The organism is Leucobacter sp. PH1c, assembly GCF_000633415.1.
Classification (GTDB): domain Bacteria; phylum Actinomycetota; class Actinomycetes; order Actinomycetales; family Microbacteriaceae; genus Leucobacter.
Genome location: NZ_AYMV01000031.1, coordinates 1 through 17,543 on the forward strand (window position 1 = coordinate 1; position 17,543 = coordinate 17,543).

Genomic DNA, 17,543 nt, shown 5'->3' on the forward strand with positions numbered 1-17,543 from the left:
GAGCACGAGCACGAGGAGGAGCAGGAACACGCCGGCGAGGAACGTGGAGACGCGCGTGCGGGCGCCCGAGGCCTTCACGTTCATCATCGTCTGTCCGACGACGGCGCAGCCGCCCATGCCGCCAAAGCAGCCCGACATGAGATTGGCGACGCCCTGGCCCCATGCTTCGCGGGTGCGGCTCGTGCGGGTGTCGGTGATCTCGTCGACGAGCTGCGCCGTCATGAGGGATTCGAGGAGCCCGACGCACGCCATGCCGAGCGCGGCGGGGCCGATGATGGCGAGCGTGTCGAGCGTCAGCGGCACCGAGGGGAAGAAGAACTCGGGGAGGCTGCGGGGGAGCTCGCCCTGGTCTCCCACCGTCGGGACCGAGAGCCCGAGTACCACCACGGCGAGTGTGACGAGCACGATGGCCACGAGCGGGGCGGGGACCGCGCGAGTGAGTCGCGGGAACAGTGCAAGCACGAGCAGCCCGCCCGCGACGAGCGGGATCACGGCCACGGGCGCACCGATGAGGTGCGGCAACTGCGCGCCGAGCACGAGCAGCGCGAGCGCGTTCACGAAGCCCACCATCACGCTGCGCGGGATGAAGCGCATCAGCCGCGCGACGCCGAGGAGCGCGAGCAGGATCTGGAGCGCACCCGCGAGGAGCACCGTCGCCACGAAGTACTCGATGCCGTGCTCCCGCATGACGGGGGCGATCACGAGGGCCACCGCGCCCGTGGCTGCGGTGATCATCGCGGGGCGGCCGCCCACGAACGCGATCGTCACCGCCATGATGCAGGACGAGAAGAGCCCCATACGCGGATCGACGCCCGCGATCACGGAGAACGCGATGGCCTCGGGGATGAGCGCGAGCGCGACGACGAGCCCGGCGAGGGCCTCGCGGGTGAGGATGCGGGGGGAGCGCAGGGCCGCGCGCACGGAGAGCGGCCGCGCGGTCGTGGGCGGTAACGCTTCCGCGTGCTGCGGGGCGTCCCCCGAGTCATCGGCGCGGGAAGCGGGGCGCGTCATACGAGTCCTTCCGGGTCGGTGCGGCGTGCGCCGCGCAGAGGGGCAGCGTACCGGAGCCGGGCCGTGCATCGCGAACCGGCGGCGATCCAAGAGCTGAGCCCTCGGTTACCCCGGCGGCTGAGCCGCCGGTTGCGCTGGCGCCTGAGCCCTCGGCGCCCTGGCTGCTGAGCCGTGCGCGGTTGCTCGGACTCTGGGAGACTGTGGGCATGCGTCTCGAAATCCTCACCATCCCTGAGTGCCCGAACGGTGCACTCGCCGAGGAGCGGACCCTGGCGGCCCTCGCCCGCATCGGCGAAGACACGGGAGACGTACGGGTGCGGGAGCTCGCGAGCGATGCCGAGGCCGCCGCAGCGCTATTCTCCGGCTCGCCGACGATCCTGCGCGACGGCATCGACCTCTTTCCCGGTACCCGAGCGGCCACGCTCGCCTGCCGGGTCTACCCGGGAGAACAGGGCGGCGCACCGAGCGGCGCACCGAGCGTCGCCCAGATCGAGGCCGCGCTTCGGGGACACACCCGGGACTGACGCGGACACCCGCTGTTCGCTTGCCGCACGGGGCTCCGCGGCAGCACACTGAGAGGATGCCCGAGACCGCCGCCGCAACGGATCCCGCGGCGCGGCCCCCGGCCCGCGCACGCGAGGTAGCGAGCGCGTTCCTGCGTCTCGGGGTCACGTCGTTCGGCGGACCCACCGCTCACCTCGGGTACTTCCGTGAAGAGTTCGTGCGCCGCCGCCGGTGGGTGAGCGACGCGCAGTACGCCGAGCTCGTCGCTCTCTGTCAGTTCATCCCGGGGCCCGCGTCGAGCCAGCTTGGCTTCGCGCTCGGAATGCTGCGAGCCGGTGCCCCTGGGGCGCTCCTCGCCTGGATCTGCTTCACGCTGCCGTCCGCGCTGCTGCTTGGTGTGCTGGCAGCGGCCGGTGCCGGGCTCGCCGCGAGCGCCCCCGCCGCCTGGGGTGGCGCGCTCCTCGGACTCCAGGCGGTTGCCGTCGCGGTCGTGGCGCACGCGGTCTGGGGCATGGCGCGCGGCCTCGCTCCCGACCTGCCGCGCCGCGCGATCGCCCTGGGCGGGCTGGCGCTCGCTCTGGTCATTCCCGGAACGGGCGGCCAGCTGCTCGCGATCATCGGGGGCGCCGGGGTGGGGCTCCTCGTGGCCGCGCGGCACCGCGGGCGCGGGGCGCGGGCTGCCGACTCCGTGGCCCCGACCGCGGGGGCGCCTGCGCCTCTACCTGCGTCGGACGGTGAGCTGCCGATCCGGATCCGGCCCAGTGTCGGGATCGGTGCAGCGGTGCTGCTCGCCGCGCTGCTCCTGCTGCTCCCGCTCGCCGCCCGCGCGTGGCCCGAGCTCTGGCTGCTCGTCTCCGAGACCTTCTTCCGTGCTGGCGCACTCGTCTTCGGCGGCGGGCACGTGGTGCTCCCGTTGCTCAGTGCGGAGCCCCTCATCGCTGACGGCCTCCGCCCGGATCAGCTGATGAGCAGCTATGCAGCGGCCCAGGCCGTACCTGGACCGCTCTTCACGCTCGCCGCTCCGCTCGGGCTCGACCTCGGGTTCGCCGCGGGGTTCGGGGCCTGGGGCGCGCTCGGGCTCGCTGCCCTGGCGCTCGTCATGATCTTCCTGCCCGGCATGCTCTGGCTCATCGCCGTGCTCGCGGTCTGGGCGCGAGTGCGCTCGCACGGCTCGGCGCGGGGCATCCTGTGGGGCGTGAACGCGGCCGTGGTCGGGATCCTGGCGGCGGCGCTCGTCTCCCCGGTGGTTCCCGCGGGACTGACGGGCTGGGTACCGCTCGGCATCGCGCTGCTCGGCGGGGCGCTGCTCGCCCGCGGGCGCGTGCCGGCCTGGCAGATCGTGATTCTGGGGGCACTCGCGGGCGCAGCGGCTGCGGCGCTCGGGGTTCCGCTCGGCTGGTGAGCGCGATACACGGACCTCAGCTCTCGGCCGGCGCCCCGGGAATGAGGGTGCGCAGCAGCGTGGCCACGGCCGCCTCGTGTGCGTCCGAGATCCGGTAGTACACCCAGGTGCCCCGGCGCTCGGAGACGAGGACCCCCGCGTCGCGCAGCACCCGGAGGTGGTGGGACACCGTGGGCTGGCTCACCGGGGCGAGCGCAGCCAGGTCGCAGACGCAGCGTTCGCCCCCGGGCGCTCCCGCGATCGCGGAGAGGAACCGGAGCCGCAGGGGATCGGAGACGGCCTTGAGGAGCGTCGCCAGCCGCTCCGCCTCGGGGACCGAGAGCGCGGGCGCGAGATCCGGGCTCGCCGTGCAGCCGGCGGAGGCGTTCCCTGACCCGTTCGCGGTCGCGCGTCCCGTTGCGCTTCTCGCCTGGCCCGTTGCGTCGCTCATCGGGACCGCCCATCATCCGTCGCGGTGGCCGGTCCGTGCGCGGGGTTCGGTTCGGGGTGCGACGCGGGGCTCGGCGCTGCGATCTGCTCGCCGAACCAGGCCCCCGCGAGCCAGCGCGAAACGTACACGAGCCCGACCAGCACGGGGACCTCGATGAGCGGGCCGACCACCCCGGCGAGCGCCTCGCCCGAGGTCGCGCCGAAGGTGGCGACCGCGATCGCGATCCCCAGCTCGAAGTTGTTTCCCGCAGCCGTGAATGCGAGCGTCGCCGAGCGCGCGTAGCCGAGGCCGAGGAGGCGCCCCGTCAGGATCCCCGTGCCCCACATGAGTGCAAAGTAGAGGAGGAGCGGAACCGCGATGCGCACGACGTCGAGCGGTCGGCTCGTGACGGCCGCGCCCTGGAGCGCGAAGAGGAGCACGATCGTGATGAGGAGCCCGGTGAGCGCGAGTGGCGCGATCCGCGGGAGGAAACGCTCCTCGTAGCGGGTGCGGCCCCAGCTGCGTTCGCCCCACGCACGGGAGAGGAGCCCGGCAACGAGCGGCAGCCCGAGGAACACGAGCACGTTGGCGGTGATCTGCCAGAGCGACACTTCGAGCCCTGCGGTGTCGAGCCCGAGCCAGCCGGGGAGCACCGTGAGATAGAACCAGCCGAGCCCCGAGAACGCGAGGATCTGGAAGACGGAGTTGAGGAGGACGAGGAGGGCGGCGGCCTCGCGATCGCCGCACGCGAGATCGTTCCAGATCACGACCATCGCGATGCACCGCGCGAGCCCGATGATGATGAGACCCGTGCGGTACTCGGGGAGATCCGGGAGCAGCCACCAGGCGAGCGCGAACATGAGGGCGGGGCCGACGATCCAGTTGAGCGCGAGCGACGCGAGGAGGAGGCGCGGACTGCCCGCCGCGCCGAGCCGGTCGTACCGCACGCGCGCCATGACCGGATAGAGCATGACGAGGAGGGCGATCGCGATCGGCCAGGAGATGCCCGCCACCTCGAGCTGCGCCAGCCCCTCCGCGATACCGGGAACGAAGCGGCCGAGGAGGAGGCCGAGCAGCATGGCCGAGGCGATCCAGATCGGGAGACCAGCATCGGCGCGGGAGAGGCGCTGCGGGGGAGCGGCGGCCGAAGCCCCGGGAGTGACGGGCGCTGCCTGCTCGGTGCGAGGATCGGTGTGCGTGGGCATGCGTCTATATTGACAGTTATCGATACAGTGCGCCACGCCGACGTTGCGTGCGCGGCGAGCCTAGGATGGTCGGGTGCCTCCGCGTCGCAGATTTCCCGTGTCGAGTTCGGCGAAGACCCGCGCCCGCTACGCCAAGCGGCGCCAGCGGAGACTTTCGCGGGTGGTGAACGACCTCTCGTCCGCGGAGTGGGAGGAGCTGCGCGCGGCCTGGGGGTGCTGCGCCTACTGTGGAGCGCTCGAGGCGGCTCTCCAGAAGGACTGCATTCAGCCGATTTCCCGCGGGGGTCGCTACACCCTGGAGAACGTGGTGCCCGCGTGCCCGTCGTGCAACGCGAGCAAGCACACCAACGAGGTCACCGCGTGGCTGCGCCGCAAGAACCTTGACGAGCGGGCCTTCTTGCAGCGCTACGCCGAGATCATGGCGGGGCTCGAGGCGACGGAGGAATAGGAAAAGGTGCCACCCGAGTGGGTGGCACCTGTCGTGTTCCTCGTGGGTTGAGACTACTGCACGTTGACGAACACCTCGTCGGCGAGAATGCCCGGCTTTACGCGAAGCACCCCGTCCGCGCTCGTGGGGATGGCGAATGCAATGTTCCCGGTTGCGCTCGCGCCGGCGTACAGCTCAGCGGCGCCGAACGTCGGATCCGGCGCGACTGCGATGGAGTCCCAGGTTCGAATAACCTCTCCTCCGGCGGTGACGTAGTCAATGCCGACGAACGCGGGGAAGGAGGAACCCGATCCCTTGTAAGAGATGGTTGCGTTCACGAGGGCGTACTGGGAGCCTTCAGCGGGGGCCTGGTTGAACTGATTGGCTGCCGCGACCTCCTCGTTGGCGGCAAGATTCACGCTATTGATCACCACATCCCAGTCCGCGGAGGAGATCGTGGACCCCAAGGGATACGGAGACTCGCGCGTACCCTCTGCCGGTGCGGCCTCAGTCTCGGTTGACTCGGCCTGATCATCCGACTTGTTCGCCGACTGCTGATCATCAGATGGAGTCTCGGCGGTCACGGCAGTTTTCTTCTCAACAGTGTCTACGACCGCGGAGGTCAGTGCCCCTGCAGCGATGGTCGTGATGAGCGATGCAACGAGAGCAACGCCCGCGAGCGCTGTGCCGGTAATCGCCATGCCTTTCGGCTGCTTCTTGATGAGCGCGAAAATGCCGAGACCAAGTCCGGCTGCGCCGAGAATGATCCCGACCACGGGGAGGAGTCCGGTGAGGAACGCGACAATTCCTACTACAAGCGCAGCAATAGCGAGCCCCTTGGGTGCTGCTGGTGCTGGAGCTGGGGCGGACTGCGGGAAGTGGGGCTGGTCGGGGGCGGGTGGCTGCGGCGTCACAAACTGATTCTCACTCATAGTAAAGAACCATAGCTTCTATATTTAGAACACAGAAATCACACCGATATTGGCTGTGAAGCGTTCGATGGAGATTCCTCGTGGCCAAACCGAGGGCGGCGCATCTGGGTAAAGTGGCCGGGTTAGGCGGCAGGATCTGGCGCGGAAAAGGCCCGACCGCATGGTGCCTCACGTGTGGGTGGGTGACGTGTGGTGACGTGCCGAGACACAGGTGTGTCTGTTGATCGGGGGTTGGGTCCTTCTCCGGCGTAGGAGCGTACCTCAGACAACAAGAAAGCCCCCGGTCGAAACCGGGGGCTCATTCTGTGCGCGATACTGGGATTCAAGAATAGGCAACGGCAAACATTGCAGTGAAAACGAACCAAGCCACAACAAGCAGTATCCAGAAAGGTGCTCGCCCTTTCCGAGTTGCTGACCAGATGGCGAGACCAAAGCCAGTGCAGCTCGCCAAGAAACCGGGTAGCCCGAAAACAATCATTCCCCCAAAGACGCCATCGAGCGGTGAACTGCAAAGCGTGTCAGGGGGACAAGCGCCACGAGCAAGCCACTCTCCAACGGAGAGGATTCCGGCTATCAGAGACATGGCCACAATGACCGCTGCTCCAGCCAACAGAGATTGCGTAAACGGATAATACCGTCGAAGCATAGGGCCAATCACTGCAGTCAAGGTTGCTGTGATGATCGGAACAAGTATCCCGAAGATGAACGGAACGGGTGTTGTCAAAATTCGCGGGGATCCGGCATCTGCTGGAACAAGTGAAAACAATATCGTTCCCACTAATCCCACTAGCGAAACTGCGAGAAATGTTCGCCAAGCCATGTGCCAACGTGAATAGGTCTTCCACGGGTGCCCATCGGGGAGCCCCGGCTCGACTTGGTGAAGATCTACCATGTGGCCAGAGTAATGGTGGCGAAGACTTCCGTCGGCGTCGACCGATGTTCCCCGTATATTCCCCGCAGGCGTGTTTCCCGCGTGTAAAACAAAGAAGACCCTTGATTTCTCAAGGGTCTTCGGGAGTGCGCGATACTGGGATCGAACCAGTGACCTCTTCCGTGTCAGGGAAGCGCGCTACCGCTGCGCCAATCGCGCCTAAAAGGCTATTGAATTATAGCGAGGTGGCGACGGGATTCGAACCCGTGTATACGGCTTTGCAGGCCGCTGCCTCGCCTCTCGGCCACGCCACCGTATGGTGTTGCCACCTATTCAAATAAGCAATCAAGCAATATGACTACCAGAGCGGATGACGAGACTCGAACTCGCGACCCTCACCTTGGCAAGGTGATGCGCTACCAACTGCGCTACATCCGCATGTTCACGGTGTTTGTTTCTGTGTTGCTGCCGTGTACTTGTATGACTATACGGGGGTTTTGCCGGGGCGCGCAAATTGGGCCCGTCACCCCGGGCGCGCCGCGGCTCCACGTAAGGGATCCGCGGGTTTTGCGCCTTTTTCGGCATTCTTGGACCCGGCCCCACACCTTGGCGGTTACTGTGGGTACATGGTGAAGGCGTCGCGTTCCGGGCTGAGGCGCGGGCTCTGCCTGGGGGTCATCCTCCTGGTTGCGGTTGCCCTTGTCGTCGCGGTGACCTTCCGCCAGCAATTGAAGGACCACTTCGCTGCCGTGTCGTTCGAGCCGAGCGTTCGCGTCGAGCGCGTGCTCGACGAGTTGCAGCTCACGGATGCCGGCGAGCGCATCTTCCTCGCGACGCAGCCGACAGTCGACGGGAGCCAGAACTTCAACGCGCAGTGCGCGGGCGTGGATCACTCCGAGCAGGGCCACGTGCTCGGCTGCTACACGGAGGATCGGATCCACCTCTTCGATGTCACCGATGAGCGCGTCACGGGAGTGGTCGAGGTTACTGCGGCGCACGAACTGCTTCATGCGAGCTACGCGCGCCTCGGCGACGGCGACCGCGCGATGCTGAGCGCCAAGCTGCGCCAGGAGTACGACCGGCGAGCCGCTGAAGATCCCGAGCTGAAAGAGCGCATGGCGGTCTATGAGCATCTCTCCGAGGCGGCGTTCGCGAACGAGCTCCACTCGGTGTTCGGAACGGAGGTGCGAGATCTGCCTGACTGGCTCGAAGAGCACTACGCCCAGTGGTTCAGTGATCGAGGAGCGATCGTCGACGCCTTCGCGAGGTATCACGCCGTTTTCGTCGACCTCCAGAAGCAGGCGGACGCGCTCCGCGGCGAAATGGAGAGCCTCCGCGCGGACGTTGAGGCGCGGAAGCAGAGTTACGTCGCCGATGTCGAGCAGTTCAATACCGACGCTGCCGACTTCAGTGCGCGCAACGAGCGATTCGAGTTCTCCGATGACGCGATCGGCTTCGACCGGATCCGCGGGGAGCTTGAGTGGCGCCGCGGCGAGCTCGAGGCCACGCGAGTGGGCATTCAGGCTGACGTTGATCGCTACAACGCGCTGCGGGACCAGCTCACCGCGCTCAGCGAGGTGAGCTCGGAGTTGGATCAGCAGTTGAACAGCGACCTTGCGCCGGTAACGACACGCCCGGATGGGGAGTGAGACTTCCCCGAGAACACGCGGAAGCTCGGCTGATTGCACGGGGGCGTGGCCGAGCCGTGTAATATCAATCTGGTTGATGCGGATCCGACAGGGTCAGCGAAAACGGGCGATTGGCGCAGTTGGTAGCGCGCTTCCTTCACACGGAAGAGGTCATCAGTTCGAGTCTGGTATCGCCCACCACGAGAACGCCCCCGGCACTGCCGGGGGCGTTCGCTGTTTCTGGGTGCACCCCCCGGATCAGCGGGGGAGCAGCGCCCCGAGCCTGCGGGCGCCCTCGGCGAACTGCGCCGGTGTCCCCGCCCCAAACGAGAAGCGCAGGTGCGGGGCCGGCGGCTCGTCGACGAAGAAGTGCCGGCCGTTCCCCACGAGCACGCCCGCCGCGTCCGCCGCTGCGCTCAGCGCGTCAGTGTCGGTATCCAGGGGGAGACGTGCCCAGAGATGCAGCCCGCCGCGCGGGGGTGCCGAGATGCGCGCCTGCGGCAGTGACTCCCGCAGCGCGGTCAGCAGGGCGTCTCGCCGCGCGGCGAGTGCGGGGGCGAGCCGCGCCAGATGTCGCGGCCAAGCGCTCGAGGTGAGGAGACCGAGCGCGACCTCCTGGATGAGCGGCGCGACGCCGAGGTCCTCCGCGGTGCGCGATGCGCGGAGGCGCGCCGCCGCGGGGCCGCGCGCCACGATCGCGCCGAGGCGTAGCCCGGGAGAGGCGGGCTTCGACAGTGTGAGAATCGAGACGACGTGCCCGTCCGGGGCGGCGGTGAAGAGCGGTGCCGGTGTCGGGCTCTCGATGCCGAGGTGGCGAGCCCAGTCGTCCTCGATGATGAAGGCCCCGTACTGCGCGGCGAGCTCGAGCACGCGGGCGCGGCGCTCGGGGCTGAGCGTGGCGCCCGTCGGGTTCGCGAAACCCGGCTGCAGGGAGATGAGGCGCGCCCCGGTGCGGCGCAGCTCGTCCTCCAGGCGGTCCACGAGGATTCCGTCGGCGTCGGTGGGGACGGGGGCGAGCCGGAGGCCCGCGCTCTGCGCGGCAATGAGCGCACCCGGGTATGCCGGGCTCTCGGTGATGAGGGTCGCCCCGGGCTCGGCGAGCGTACGCATCGCGAAGACGAGTGCCTGCTGGCCGCCGGGGGTGACGATCACCTCCCCGGGATCCGCCCGATAGCTCGCGGCGAGCACGCGGCGCAGCTCGGGGGAGCCGGCCGGCGGCGTCATGGCCCACGCGCGCGGGTGCTTGGCGGCGCGGGATGCGAGCCGCTGCAGATCCTCGGCGGGAAGGAGCTCCGGCGCGAGATAGCCCCAGGAGAGGGGGAGATGATCCGCTCCGCCGTAGCCGCCCAGGCGTGAAGCGCGATCGGGATCCACGCGCGCCCCGCCGAGCGCCTGCGTCTGCCAGGAGAAGTCGGGCTCGCGCGCGAGGCTCCGGTCGAGCACGAAGGTGCCGCGGCCCGGTTCGGTGCGCACGAGCCCGAGCGCCGTGAGTTCGGCGAGCGCCGCGGTGATCGTCGCGGCGCTTGCCCGGTACTCCTGCGAGAGCGCGCGCACGCCGGGGAGACGGGCGCCCACGGCGAGCTGCTCGATCCGTGCGCGGAGCTGCGCGGCGATCGATCCCGCTCTGTTACCCTGAGTCATGAAGCTAGTCAATAACGTTACTCAGTTCTTTGCAAGTGCGTTACGCCGACCGCGGGGGCCGCCTCAGGCGTGCTCCTCCCGCGCCGCACGGCGCTCCATCACCGCACACACTTGAAGGACACCGTTTTGTCGAACACTGCACGCCCCATCGTTCGTTTCCTCGCCCCGGCCGACGAGCCGCGCTGGCGCTCGCTCTTCCGCGCGTACCGCGAGTTCTACCGCCTGCCCGAGTCCGAGGAGATCGTCTCCCGCGCCTGGGGCTGGTTCATGGACCCGCGCCACGAGTGCGCGGCCCTCGTGGCTGAGGTTGACGGCGAGGTGCTGGGCTTCGCTCACCACCGCCGCTTCTCTGCCCCGTACACGGGGACGACCCACCTCTTCCTCGACGACCTCTTCACCGATCCGGCCGCGCGGGGACGCGGCGTCGGCCGCGCGCTGATCACCCGGCTGCAGGAAATGGCGGCCGCCGAGGGGCGCGCCGGCGTCCAGTGGGTGACCGCCGCGGACAACCACCAGGCGCAGGCCCTGTACGACACCCTCGCCACCCGGGCGAGCTGGGTCACCTACGACGCGCAGCCCGTCGCGGGCGTCACGCCGTAGGCCCGGATCCCGCGCGCCCGCACGCGGGTCGCCCGCCACGCCACGCGCGGGGCGCGCGGCCCGCGTGCATGCGCTCCCGAGATCCAGCGCGATAGAATCGCCTGGTCCGGTTTCTCTCTTCGAAGGAGTGTGCCCACGTGGCCGATGGCTTCTCCCTGTTCACTGATCGTTCCATTGTCGCAATGCGCGTCAATGGCGAGCTGCGCGACCTCGCGACCGAGGTCACGGAGACGGACACGGTGGAGCCCGTCGGGATCGACACGGAGGACGGCCTGAACGTCCTGCGCCACTCCGCGGCGCACGTGCTCGCGCAGGCGGTGCAGCGCATCAACCCGGAGACCACGCTCGGCATCGGCCCGCCCATCACCGACGGCTTCTACTACGACTTCGATCCGAAGCAGCCCTTCACTCCCGAGGACCTCAAGGCCATCGAGAAGGAGATGCAGCGGATCGTCAAGCAGGGCCAGCGCTTCGTGCGACGGGTCGTGACCGAGGACGAGGCTCGCGCGGAGCTCGCGAACGAGCCCTACAAGCTCGAGCTGATCGGCCTCAAGGGTGGCGCCGACGCGGGAAGCGACAACGAGAACGTCGAGGTCGGCGGCGCCGAGCTCACGATCTACGACAACGTCGATCCCAAGACCGGCGAGCTCTGCTGGAAGGACCTCTGCCGCGGCCCGCACGTGCCGAGCACCCGCGTGCTCGGGAACGGCTGGGCGCTCATGCGCAGCGCAGGCGCCTACTGGCGCGGCAGCGAGGCCAACCCGATGCTGCAGCGCATCTATGGCACCGCCTGGCCGACGAAGGACGAGCTGCGCGCCTACCAGACCCGGCTCGAGGAGGCCGCCAAGCGCGACCACCGCAAGCTCGGCGTCGAGCTCGACCTCTTCTCGTTCCCCGACGAGATCGGATCCGGCCTCGCCGTGTTCCACCCGAAGGGCGGCATCATCCGCCACGAGATCGAGAACTTCATGCGCTCCGAGCTGCTGAAGAACGGCTACGAGGTGGTGAACAGCCCGCACATCACGAAGGGCTCGCTGTTCGAGACCAGCCAGCACCTTAACTGGTACAAGGACGGCATGTTCCCGGCGATGCACCTCGACGAGGTCACCGACGCGGAGGGCAACGTCACGAAGCCGGGCCAGGACTACTACCTGAAGCCCATGAACTGCCCGTTCCACAACCTCATCTTCCGCGCCCGCGCGCGCAGCTACCGCGAGCTGCCGCTGCGCCTCGCGGAGTTCGGCACGGTCTACCGCTACGAGAAGAGCGGCACGCTCTCCGGGCTGACCCGCGTGCGCGGCCTCACGCAGGACGACGCCCACATCTACGTCACCGACGAGCAGGTGAAGGGCGAGATCAAGACGCAGCTCGAGTTTGTCTTCGAGACGCTCCGCGCCTACGGCCTGAACGACTTCTACCTCGAGCTCTCCACGCGGGATCCCGAGAAGTCGGTCGGCTCGGACGAGCAGTGGGCCGTCGCCGAGCAGACGCTGCGCGAGGTCGGCGAGGAATCGGGCCTCGAACTGGTCGCCGATCCGGGCGGCGCCGCCTTCTACGGGCCGAAGATCTCGGTGCAGGCACGCGACGCGATCGGCCGCACCTGGCAGCTCTCCACCGTGCAGCTCGACTTCAACCAGCCCGCACTGTTCGAGCTCGAGTACGCCGCGGCGGATGGCACGCGCAAGCAGCCCGTCATGATCCACCGTGCGCTGCTCGGCTCGGTCGAGCGCTTCTTCGCGATCCTGCTCGAGCACTACGCCGGCGCGTTCCCCGTGTGGCTCTCGCCCACGCAGGTGGTCGGCATCCCCGTCGCCGAGCAGTACGGCGAGTACCTTGACGGCATCATCGCGCAGCTCCGCGAGCGCGGCGTGCGCGCCGAGGTCGACCACTCGGACGACCGGATGCCGAAGAAGATCCGCACCCACACGAAGGCGAAGACCCCCTTCCAGCTGATCGCCGGCGAGGAGGATCGCGCCGCGGGCGCCGTGTCCTTCCGCTTCCGTGACGGCACGCAGCTGAACGGCGTGCCGATCGCCGAGGCGATCGAGCGGATCGTGGGCTCGATCGAGTCACATGAGCAGGTGTCGACGGCGTGGACCGCGTAGAAGACCTCTCGACCACCGCCGCGGTGGGCACCCCGGACGACATGGAGCGTCTGTGGGTGCCCCACCGCATGGTGTACGTGCAGGATCACCACCAGCCCACCCGGCACGACTGCCCGTTCTGTGAGGCACCCGGCAAGTCCGATGAGGACGCGCTGATCGTCGCGCGCGGCGAGACGGCGTACGTGATCCTGAACCTGTTCCCCTATAACACGGGGCACATGCTCGTGTGCCCGTACCGGCACATCGCGGGCTACGACGAGGCGACCCCCGAGGAGGTCGCCGAGATCGGTGCGCTCACGCAGCGCGCGATGCGCATCGCGCGCGAGGTCATGGGCTGCGACGGATTCAACCTCGGCATGAACCAGGGTGCGATCGCGGGGGCCGGCGTCGCCGCGCACCTGCACCAGCACATCGTGCCGCGGTGGGCCTCCGACGCGAACTTCTTCCCGATCATCGCGAAGACGAAGGCACTGCCCCAGCTGCTGGGCGAGGTCCGAGAGAAGCTCGCCACGGCGTGGGCAGACCCCCCGGACGGGGCGGACGCCGCGTAGCTCCGGGCCCAGCCCGGCGCGCGGCCCTCACCCGCACGCAGAGACCTCAGCAGACAGAATCACGGAAGGAGTCCCCATAATGTCCGGACACTCCAAATGGGCGACCACCAAGCACAAGAAGGCGATCCTCGACTCGCGCCGCGCCAAGGCGTTCGCGAAGTACATCAAGGTGATCGAGGTGGCGGCGCGCATCGGCGGGCCCGACCTCGCAGGCAACCCGGCCCTCGCCGATGCCGTGCACAAGGCCAAGAAGAACTCGGTCCCCGGTGACAACATCGACCGCGCGATCAAGCGCGGCGCCGGTCTCGACGGCGACGCCGTCGAGTACACGACGATCATGTACGAAGGCTACGGCCCGAACGGCGTCGCCCTCATGATCGAGTGCCTCACCGACAACAAGAACCGTGCCGCGGCCGAGGTGCGCACCGCGCTCAGCCGCAACGGCGGCACCCTCGCCGATCCCGGCTCGGTCGCGTACAACTTCGCGCGCAAGGGCGTCATCTCGGTTCCCGCTGAGGGCACCACCGAGGACGACGTGCTCATGGCCGTGCTCGAGGCCGGCGCCGAAGAGGTGACCCCCGCCCCGAACGGCGAGTCCTTCGAGGTGCTCACCGAGCCGTCCGAGCTCGTCGCCGCGCGCACCGCGCTCGTGGACGCGGGCATCGACTACGACTCGGCCGAGGCCGAGTTCGTGCCGAACCTGAAGGTGGAGATCGACGCCGACACCGCGCGCAAGGTGTTCCGCCTGATCGACGCGCTCGAGGACAGCGACGACGTGCAGAACGTCTTCTCGAACTTCGACCTCACCCCCGAGGTGCAGGCCGAGCTCGCAGAGTCCGAGTAACCCTCCCCGACACGGCGTCCCGCACCATGCGCATCATCGGTATCGACCCCGGCCTCACCCGCTGCGGCGTCGGGATCGTGACCGCTGGCGCGGGGCGCCGTGTCGAGTTCTCCCACGTCGAGGTGCTCGGCAGCCCCGCGGGAGCGAGCCTGCCCGCGCGACTGCACCAGATCGGCTCGGGCATCCGCCGCCTCCTCGACGGCGAGCGACCCGACGGCATCGCGCTCGAGCGGGTCTTCGCGCAGCAGAACGTGGCGAGCGTCATGGGCGTCGCGCAGATCAGCGGTGTCGTGATGTACCTCGCGGAAGAGCGCGGGATCCCCGTCGCGCTCTACACCCCGAACGAAGTGAAGTCTCAGGTGACTGGCTACGGCTCCGCGGACAAGGCGCAGGTGACCACCATGGTGACCCGGCTGCTCGGGCTCGCCGCGCCGCCCAAGCCCGCCGATGCGGCCGACGCGCTCGCCCTCGCGATTACGCACGCCTGGCACCTCGGCCGCGGCGGATCGGCGGACCGACAGAGCGCGGCTGCCGCCCCCGCGGCGGAGACGCCCGCGCAGCGCGCCTGGCGAGAGGCCGAGGCCAAGGTCGGACGGCGCCGGAGCGGCCCGCGGGCCTGATCCGGCGCTGGTACTGATCCGGATCCGTGCCGATCAGGATCGGCTCAGGATCGGCACCGGATCGGCCACGGATCCCGGCCTGCCGTCGCTCCGTGCGCGGGGCGTCCAGCCCCGCGCGTTTGACCGTGATCAGTCGCGGCGCTCCTCGGGCGGGCACTCCTTCGGATCCTCGCCCGGCCCGGGGCGCATGTCCCACAGCGGATCCGGCCGCACCTCGGGGCTCGGCGCCGTGCTGCGGTGCCGCGCCGCCTCGCCCGCACCTGCGCCCGCCGCACCGAAATCGTCGTCGTCGGCGAGGTCCGCGAGATCGGCGAGATCGAGGGGCAGCGTGATGGCGCCCGTCGTGAGCGCCTCCTCGATGACCTGCTCGACCTGCCGCTGGCGGCGGAGCTGGATCCTGCTGAGCGCGCGCTGCTCGGGCAGGCTCCAGCCGAAGCGCACGGCGAGGAGCCGGAGCACGGCGGTGACCGCCACGCACACGATGCTCGCCGCGACGACGGGAACCCCGAGTGCAAGAAGCAGCGCGAGGATCGACACGCCGACGAGGCTCGCGACGGCGTAGAGCGAGCCGACGTGCATGAGCGCGATCGGGATGTTGAGCATGACGTCGCGCAGCACGCCGCCGCCCACGGCGGACACGGTACCGATGAAGAGGGCGGGGACCACGGGCATCCCCATGGCGAGCGCCTTCGTGGTGCCGATCGCGCCGAACATGCCGATGCTGAGCGCGTCGAGCACGGTGATGACGGGGTCGACCTTCTGGAGCAGGCGGGGGAGCAGCATGCCGACGAACGCCGCGAGGGTGGCGACCACGAGATAGAGGTTGTCGGAGAACGCCGCGGGCGTGACGCCGAGGAGGATGTCGCGGAGGAATCCCCCGCCGATCCCCGAGGCGATGCCGATGATCGCGACGCCGAGCAGATCGATGCGCTTGAAGCCCGCCGCGAACAGGGCGCCCTGCAGACTGCCCACGCCGACCGCGATCAGGTCGATGGGGAGCGGGGTCTGGAAGGTCTGGTCGAGCACCCCTCTATTCTCGCGCATGCGCGCGGGGGTGGGTGGTGCTGCGGCGGCGCGGGTGGGCGAGGCGACGGCGGCGCGCTCCGTTCCCGCAGGAGAAATCGCGAATCTCGGACGGAAATCGGGGTTTCGATCCGAGATTCGCGATTTCTCCTGTTGGATCGGGGAGCTCCGGGCGTTCCCTGAGCTTCCGGAGCGCCGGGAACGCCCGGCTGCGTGCGCGATACTGGAGAGGTGCCCCTCTATCGTGAACAAGGCGTGGTGCTCCGCACGCACAAGCTCGGCGAGGCCGACCGTATCGTCACGTTCCTGACCCGCGGGCGGGGCATCCTGCGCGCCGTCGCGAAGGGTGTGCGGCGTACGTCCTCGAAGTTCGGGGCGCGGCTCGAACCGTTCATGGTGGCCGACATTCAGTGCTTCGAGGGGCGCACGCTCGACACGATCACGCAGGCCGAGACGGTGGGCGCGTACGGCCCTGCGATCAGCGCCGACTACGAGCGCTACCGGGCGGGCAGCGCGATGGTCGAGGCGGCCGAGAAGCTTGCCGAGGGGGAGCCGACGGCCGCGTTCTACACGCTGCTGGTCGGCGCGCTCCGCACGCTCGCGGCGGCGAAGATCCCGAGCGAGCTCGTGCGCGACGGCTACCTGCTGCGCGCCCTCGCGCAGGCGGGCTGGACGCCGGGCTTCGCCGACTGCGTGCGCTGCGGCGCGCCCGGCCCGCACACCGCGGTCGTGGTGCAGCTCGGCGGCGTCGTGTGCGAGGAGTGCCGCCCGCCGGGCGCCCCGCGGCTCGATCCGGGGAGCATCGTGCTGCTGCGCGCGCTGCTCGCGGGCGACTGGGACACGGCGCTCGCGGCCTCCGAGCGGGAGCGCGGGCAGGCCGCGGGGATCGTGGCCGCCTACACGCAGTGGCACCTGGAGCGCGGCCTGCGCTCCTTCTCGACGCCGCGGCTCTAGAATCGTCTGCATGCACGCCGCTCCCGACGCTCTCGTTCAGGTCGATTGGACGGGGGCCCAGCCGCCCCGCTTCGCGGGCCCCGCTCCGAAGCACGTCGCCATCGTGATGGACGGCAACGGGCGCTGGGCGAACCAGCGCGGGCTGTCGCGCGTCGAGGGGCACCGCATGGGGGAGCAGGTGCTGCTCGATGTGGTGGCGGGCGCGATCCAGGCCGGCGTCACGCACCTCAGCGTGTACGCCTTCTCGACGGAGAACTGGCGCCGCTCACCCGACGAGGTGCGCTTCCTCATGGGCTTCAACCGGGACGTGCTGCGCCGCCGCCGCGCGCAGCTCCACGCCTGGAACGTGCGCATGCGGTGGGCGGGGCGGAAGCCGAAGCTCTGGGGCTCGGTGATCAACGAGCTGCGCGCCTCGGAGCGGGAGACCGCGAACAACACGGGCCTCACGCTGACGATGTGCGTGAACTACGGCGGCCGCAACGAGCTCGTCGACGCGGTGCGCGCGATCGCGGCGGACGTGGAGAGCGGCAGATTGACGCCGGGCGGCATCACGGAGCGCACGCTGGAGCGGCACCTGTACGTGCCCGAGCTGCCCGATGTGGATCTCTTCCTCCGCAGCTCCGGGGAGCAGCGCACGAGCAACTTCATGCTCTGGCAGTCGGCGTACGCGGAGATGGTGTTCCTCGACACACTCTGGCCCGACTTCAGCCGCGAGGAGCTGTGGCGCGCGATCCAGATCTACCATGCGCGGGATCGGCGCTTCGGCGGCGCTGTGGATACGCCGACGGCGGACCCCGCCGCATGAGACAATGGGCG

The 17,543-nt window shown here is 69.3% G+C and carries 17 protein-coding genes and 4 tRNA genes; 12 read left to right on the forward strand and 9 right to left on the reverse strand.

Going from position 1 to position 17,543, the window contains the following annotated elements:
• Positions 1 to 1,011, reverse strand: a 1,011-nt coding sequence (locus U874_RS14410; RefSeq protein ID WP_198525845.1) for a SulP family inorganic anion transporter, incomplete at its 3' end; no start/stop codon positions are given.
• Positions 1,012 to 1,217: 206 nt separating this feature from the next.
• On the opposite strand from U874_RS14410, the gene U874_RS0110960 reads away from it, so the two are divergent.
• A complete protein-coding gene (locus U874_RS0110960; RefSeq protein ID WP_025134587.1) occupies positions 1,218 to 1,535 on the forward strand; it encodes a hypothetical protein in 318 nt (105 codons plus the stop codon).
• Between the two features lie 56 nt (positions 1,536 to 1,591).
• Complete coding sequence (chrA, locus tag U874_RS0110965) at positions 1,592 to 2,917, forward strand: chromate efflux transporter (RefSeq protein ID WP_025134588.1); 1,326 nt, start codon at positions 1,592 to 1,594, stop codon at positions 2,915 to 2,917.
• 16 nt (positions 2,918 to 2,933) lie between these two features.
• Here chrA and U874_RS0110970 read toward each other — a convergent pair whose 3' ends face one another.
• Positions 2,934 to 3,347 (reverse strand): metalloregulator ArsR/SmtB family transcription factor, encoded by a 414-nt coding sequence (locus U874_RS0110970; protein WP_025134589.1) that lies wholly within the window; start codon positions 3,345 to 3,347, stop codon positions 2,934 to 2,936.
• On the reverse strand, positions 3,344 to 4,531 hold the full coding sequence (gene arsB, locus U874_RS0110975) for an ACR3 family arsenite efflux transporter (protein ID WP_025134590.1): 1,188 nt from the start codon (positions 4,529 to 4,531) through the stop codon (positions 3,344 to 3,346). The genes U874_RS0110970 and arsB overlap by 4 nt, the downstream gene beginning before the upstream one ends.
• Positions 4,532 to 4,691: 160 nt before the next feature.
• Here arsB and U874_RS0110980 point away from each other — a divergent pair, with 160 nt between their 5' ends.
• Positions 4,692 to 4,979 (forward strand): HNH endonuclease, encoded by a 288-nt coding sequence (locus U874_RS0110980; RefSeq protein WP_369802354.1) that lies wholly within the window; start codon positions 4,692 to 4,694, stop codon positions 4,977 to 4,979.
• Between the two features lie 53 nt (positions 4,980 to 5,032).
• Here the strand turns inward: U874_RS0110980 and U874_RS0110985 are convergent, their stop codons facing one another.
• From U874_RS0110985 to U874_RS0111000, 4 genes are all read right to left on the reverse strand, one after another.
• Positions 5,033 to 5,890 carry a DUF4190 domain-containing protein gene (locus tag U874_RS0110985; protein WP_157834253.1) on the reverse strand — a complete coding sequence of 286 codons (858 nt, stop codon included), beginning with the start codon at positions 5,888 to 5,890 and terminating at the stop codon, positions 5,033 to 5,035.
• A 1,018-nt stretch (positions 5,891 to 6,908) separates the two neighbouring features.
• Positions 6,909 to 6,980 (reverse strand) — tRNA-Val (locus U874_RS0110990).
• 24 nt (positions 6,981 to 7,004) lie between these two features.
• Positions 7,005 to 7,075 (reverse strand) — tRNA-Cys (locus tag U874_RS0110995).
• Positions 7,076 to 7,126: 51 nt separating this feature from the next.
• Positions 7,127 to 7,199: transfer RNA gene (locus U874_RS0111000), tRNA-Gly, on the reverse strand.
• A 188-nt stretch (positions 7,200 to 7,387) separates the two neighbouring features.
• Between U874_RS0111000 and U874_RS0111005 the strand changes: the two genes are divergently transcribed.
• Together U874_RS0111005 and U874_RS0111010 are read left to right on the forward strand one after the other, a co-directional pair.
• On the forward strand, positions 7,388 to 8,410 hold the full coding sequence (locus U874_RS0111005; protein ID WP_025134593.1) for a hypothetical protein: 1,023 nt from the start codon (positions 7,388 to 7,390) through the stop codon (positions 8,408 to 8,410).
• A 104-nt stretch (positions 8,411 to 8,514) separates the two neighbouring features.
• Positions 8,515 to 8,590: transfer RNA gene (locus tag U874_RS0111010), tRNA-Val, on the forward strand.
• A gap of 57 nt (positions 8,591 to 8,647) precedes the next feature.
• Here the strand turns inward: U874_RS0111010 and U874_RS0111015 are convergent.
• On the reverse strand, positions 8,648 to 10,030 hold the full coding sequence (locus U874_RS0111015) for a PLP-dependent aminotransferase family protein (RefSeq protein ID WP_025134594.1): 1,383 nt from the start codon (positions 10,028 to 10,030) through the stop codon (positions 8,648 to 8,650).
• A 126-nt stretch (positions 10,031 to 10,156) separates the two neighbouring features.
• On the opposite strand from U874_RS0111015, the gene U874_RS0111020 reads away from it, so the two are divergent.
• The 5 genes from U874_RS0111020 to ruvC all read left to right on the forward strand — a co-directional run bounded on the left by U874_RS0111020 (position 10,157) and on the right by ruvC (position 14,750).
• A complete protein-coding gene (locus U874_RS0111020) occupies positions 10,157 to 10,630 on the forward strand; it encodes a GNAT family N-acetyltransferase (RefSeq protein ID WP_025134595.1) in 474 nt (157 codons plus the stop codon).
• A 182-nt stretch (positions 10,631 to 10,812) separates the two neighbouring features.
• Complete coding sequence (thrS, locus tag U874_RS0111025) at positions 10,813 to 12,735, forward strand: threonine--tRNA ligase (RefSeq protein WP_232755915.1); 1,923 nt, start codon at positions 10,813 to 10,815, stop codon at positions 12,733 to 12,735.
• Positions 12,723 to 13,286, forward strand: coding sequence for an HIT domain-containing protein (locus tag U874_RS0111030; RefSeq protein ID WP_025134597.1), 564 nt, complete (start codon positions 12,723 to 12,725; stop codon positions 13,284 to 13,286). Before thrS ends, U874_RS0111030 begins: the two co-directional genes overlap by 13 nt.
• A 79-nt stretch (positions 13,287 to 13,365) precedes the next feature.
• Positions 13,366 to 14,130 carry a YebC/PmpR family DNA-binding transcriptional regulator gene (locus U874_RS0111035; RefSeq protein ID WP_025134598.1) on the forward strand — a complete coding sequence of 255 codons (765 nt, stop codon included), beginning with the start codon at positions 13,366 to 13,368 and terminating at the stop codon, positions 14,128 to 14,130.
• 26 nt (positions 14,131 to 14,156) lie between these two features.
• Positions 14,157 to 14,750 carry a crossover junction endodeoxyribonuclease RuvC gene (ruvC, locus tag U874_RS0111040; protein ID WP_025134599.1) on the forward strand — a complete coding sequence of 198 codons (594 nt, stop codon included), beginning with the start codon at positions 14,157 to 14,159 and terminating at the stop codon, positions 14,748 to 14,750.
• A 129-nt stretch (positions 14,751 to 14,879) separates the two neighbouring features.
• Here ruvC and U874_RS0111045 read toward each other — a convergent pair whose 3' ends face one another.
• Positions 14,880 to 15,776: a trimeric intracellular cation channel family protein gene (locus U874_RS0111045; protein ID WP_025134600.1), complete on the reverse strand. Its 897-nt coding sequence runs from the start codon at positions 15,774 to 15,776 to the stop codon at positions 14,880 to 14,882.
• A gap of 228 nt (positions 15,777 to 16,004) precedes the next feature.
• Here U874_RS0111045 and recO point away from each other — a divergent pair, with 228 nt between their 5' ends.
• Together recO and U874_RS0111055 are read left to right on the forward strand one after the other, a co-directional pair.
• Positions 16,005 to 16,727, forward strand: coding sequence for a DNA repair protein RecO (gene recO / locus U874_RS0111050; protein WP_025134601.1), 723 nt, complete (start codon positions 16,005 to 16,007; stop codon positions 16,725 to 16,727).
• A gap of 10 nt (positions 16,728 to 16,737) precedes the next feature.
• Positions 16,738 to 17,532 (forward strand): isoprenyl transferase, encoded by a 795-nt coding sequence (locus U874_RS0111055; RefSeq protein WP_025134602.1) that lies wholly within the window; start codon positions 16,738 to 16,740, stop codon positions 17,530 to 17,532.
• Positions 17,533 to 17,543: the final 11 nt, after the last annotated feature.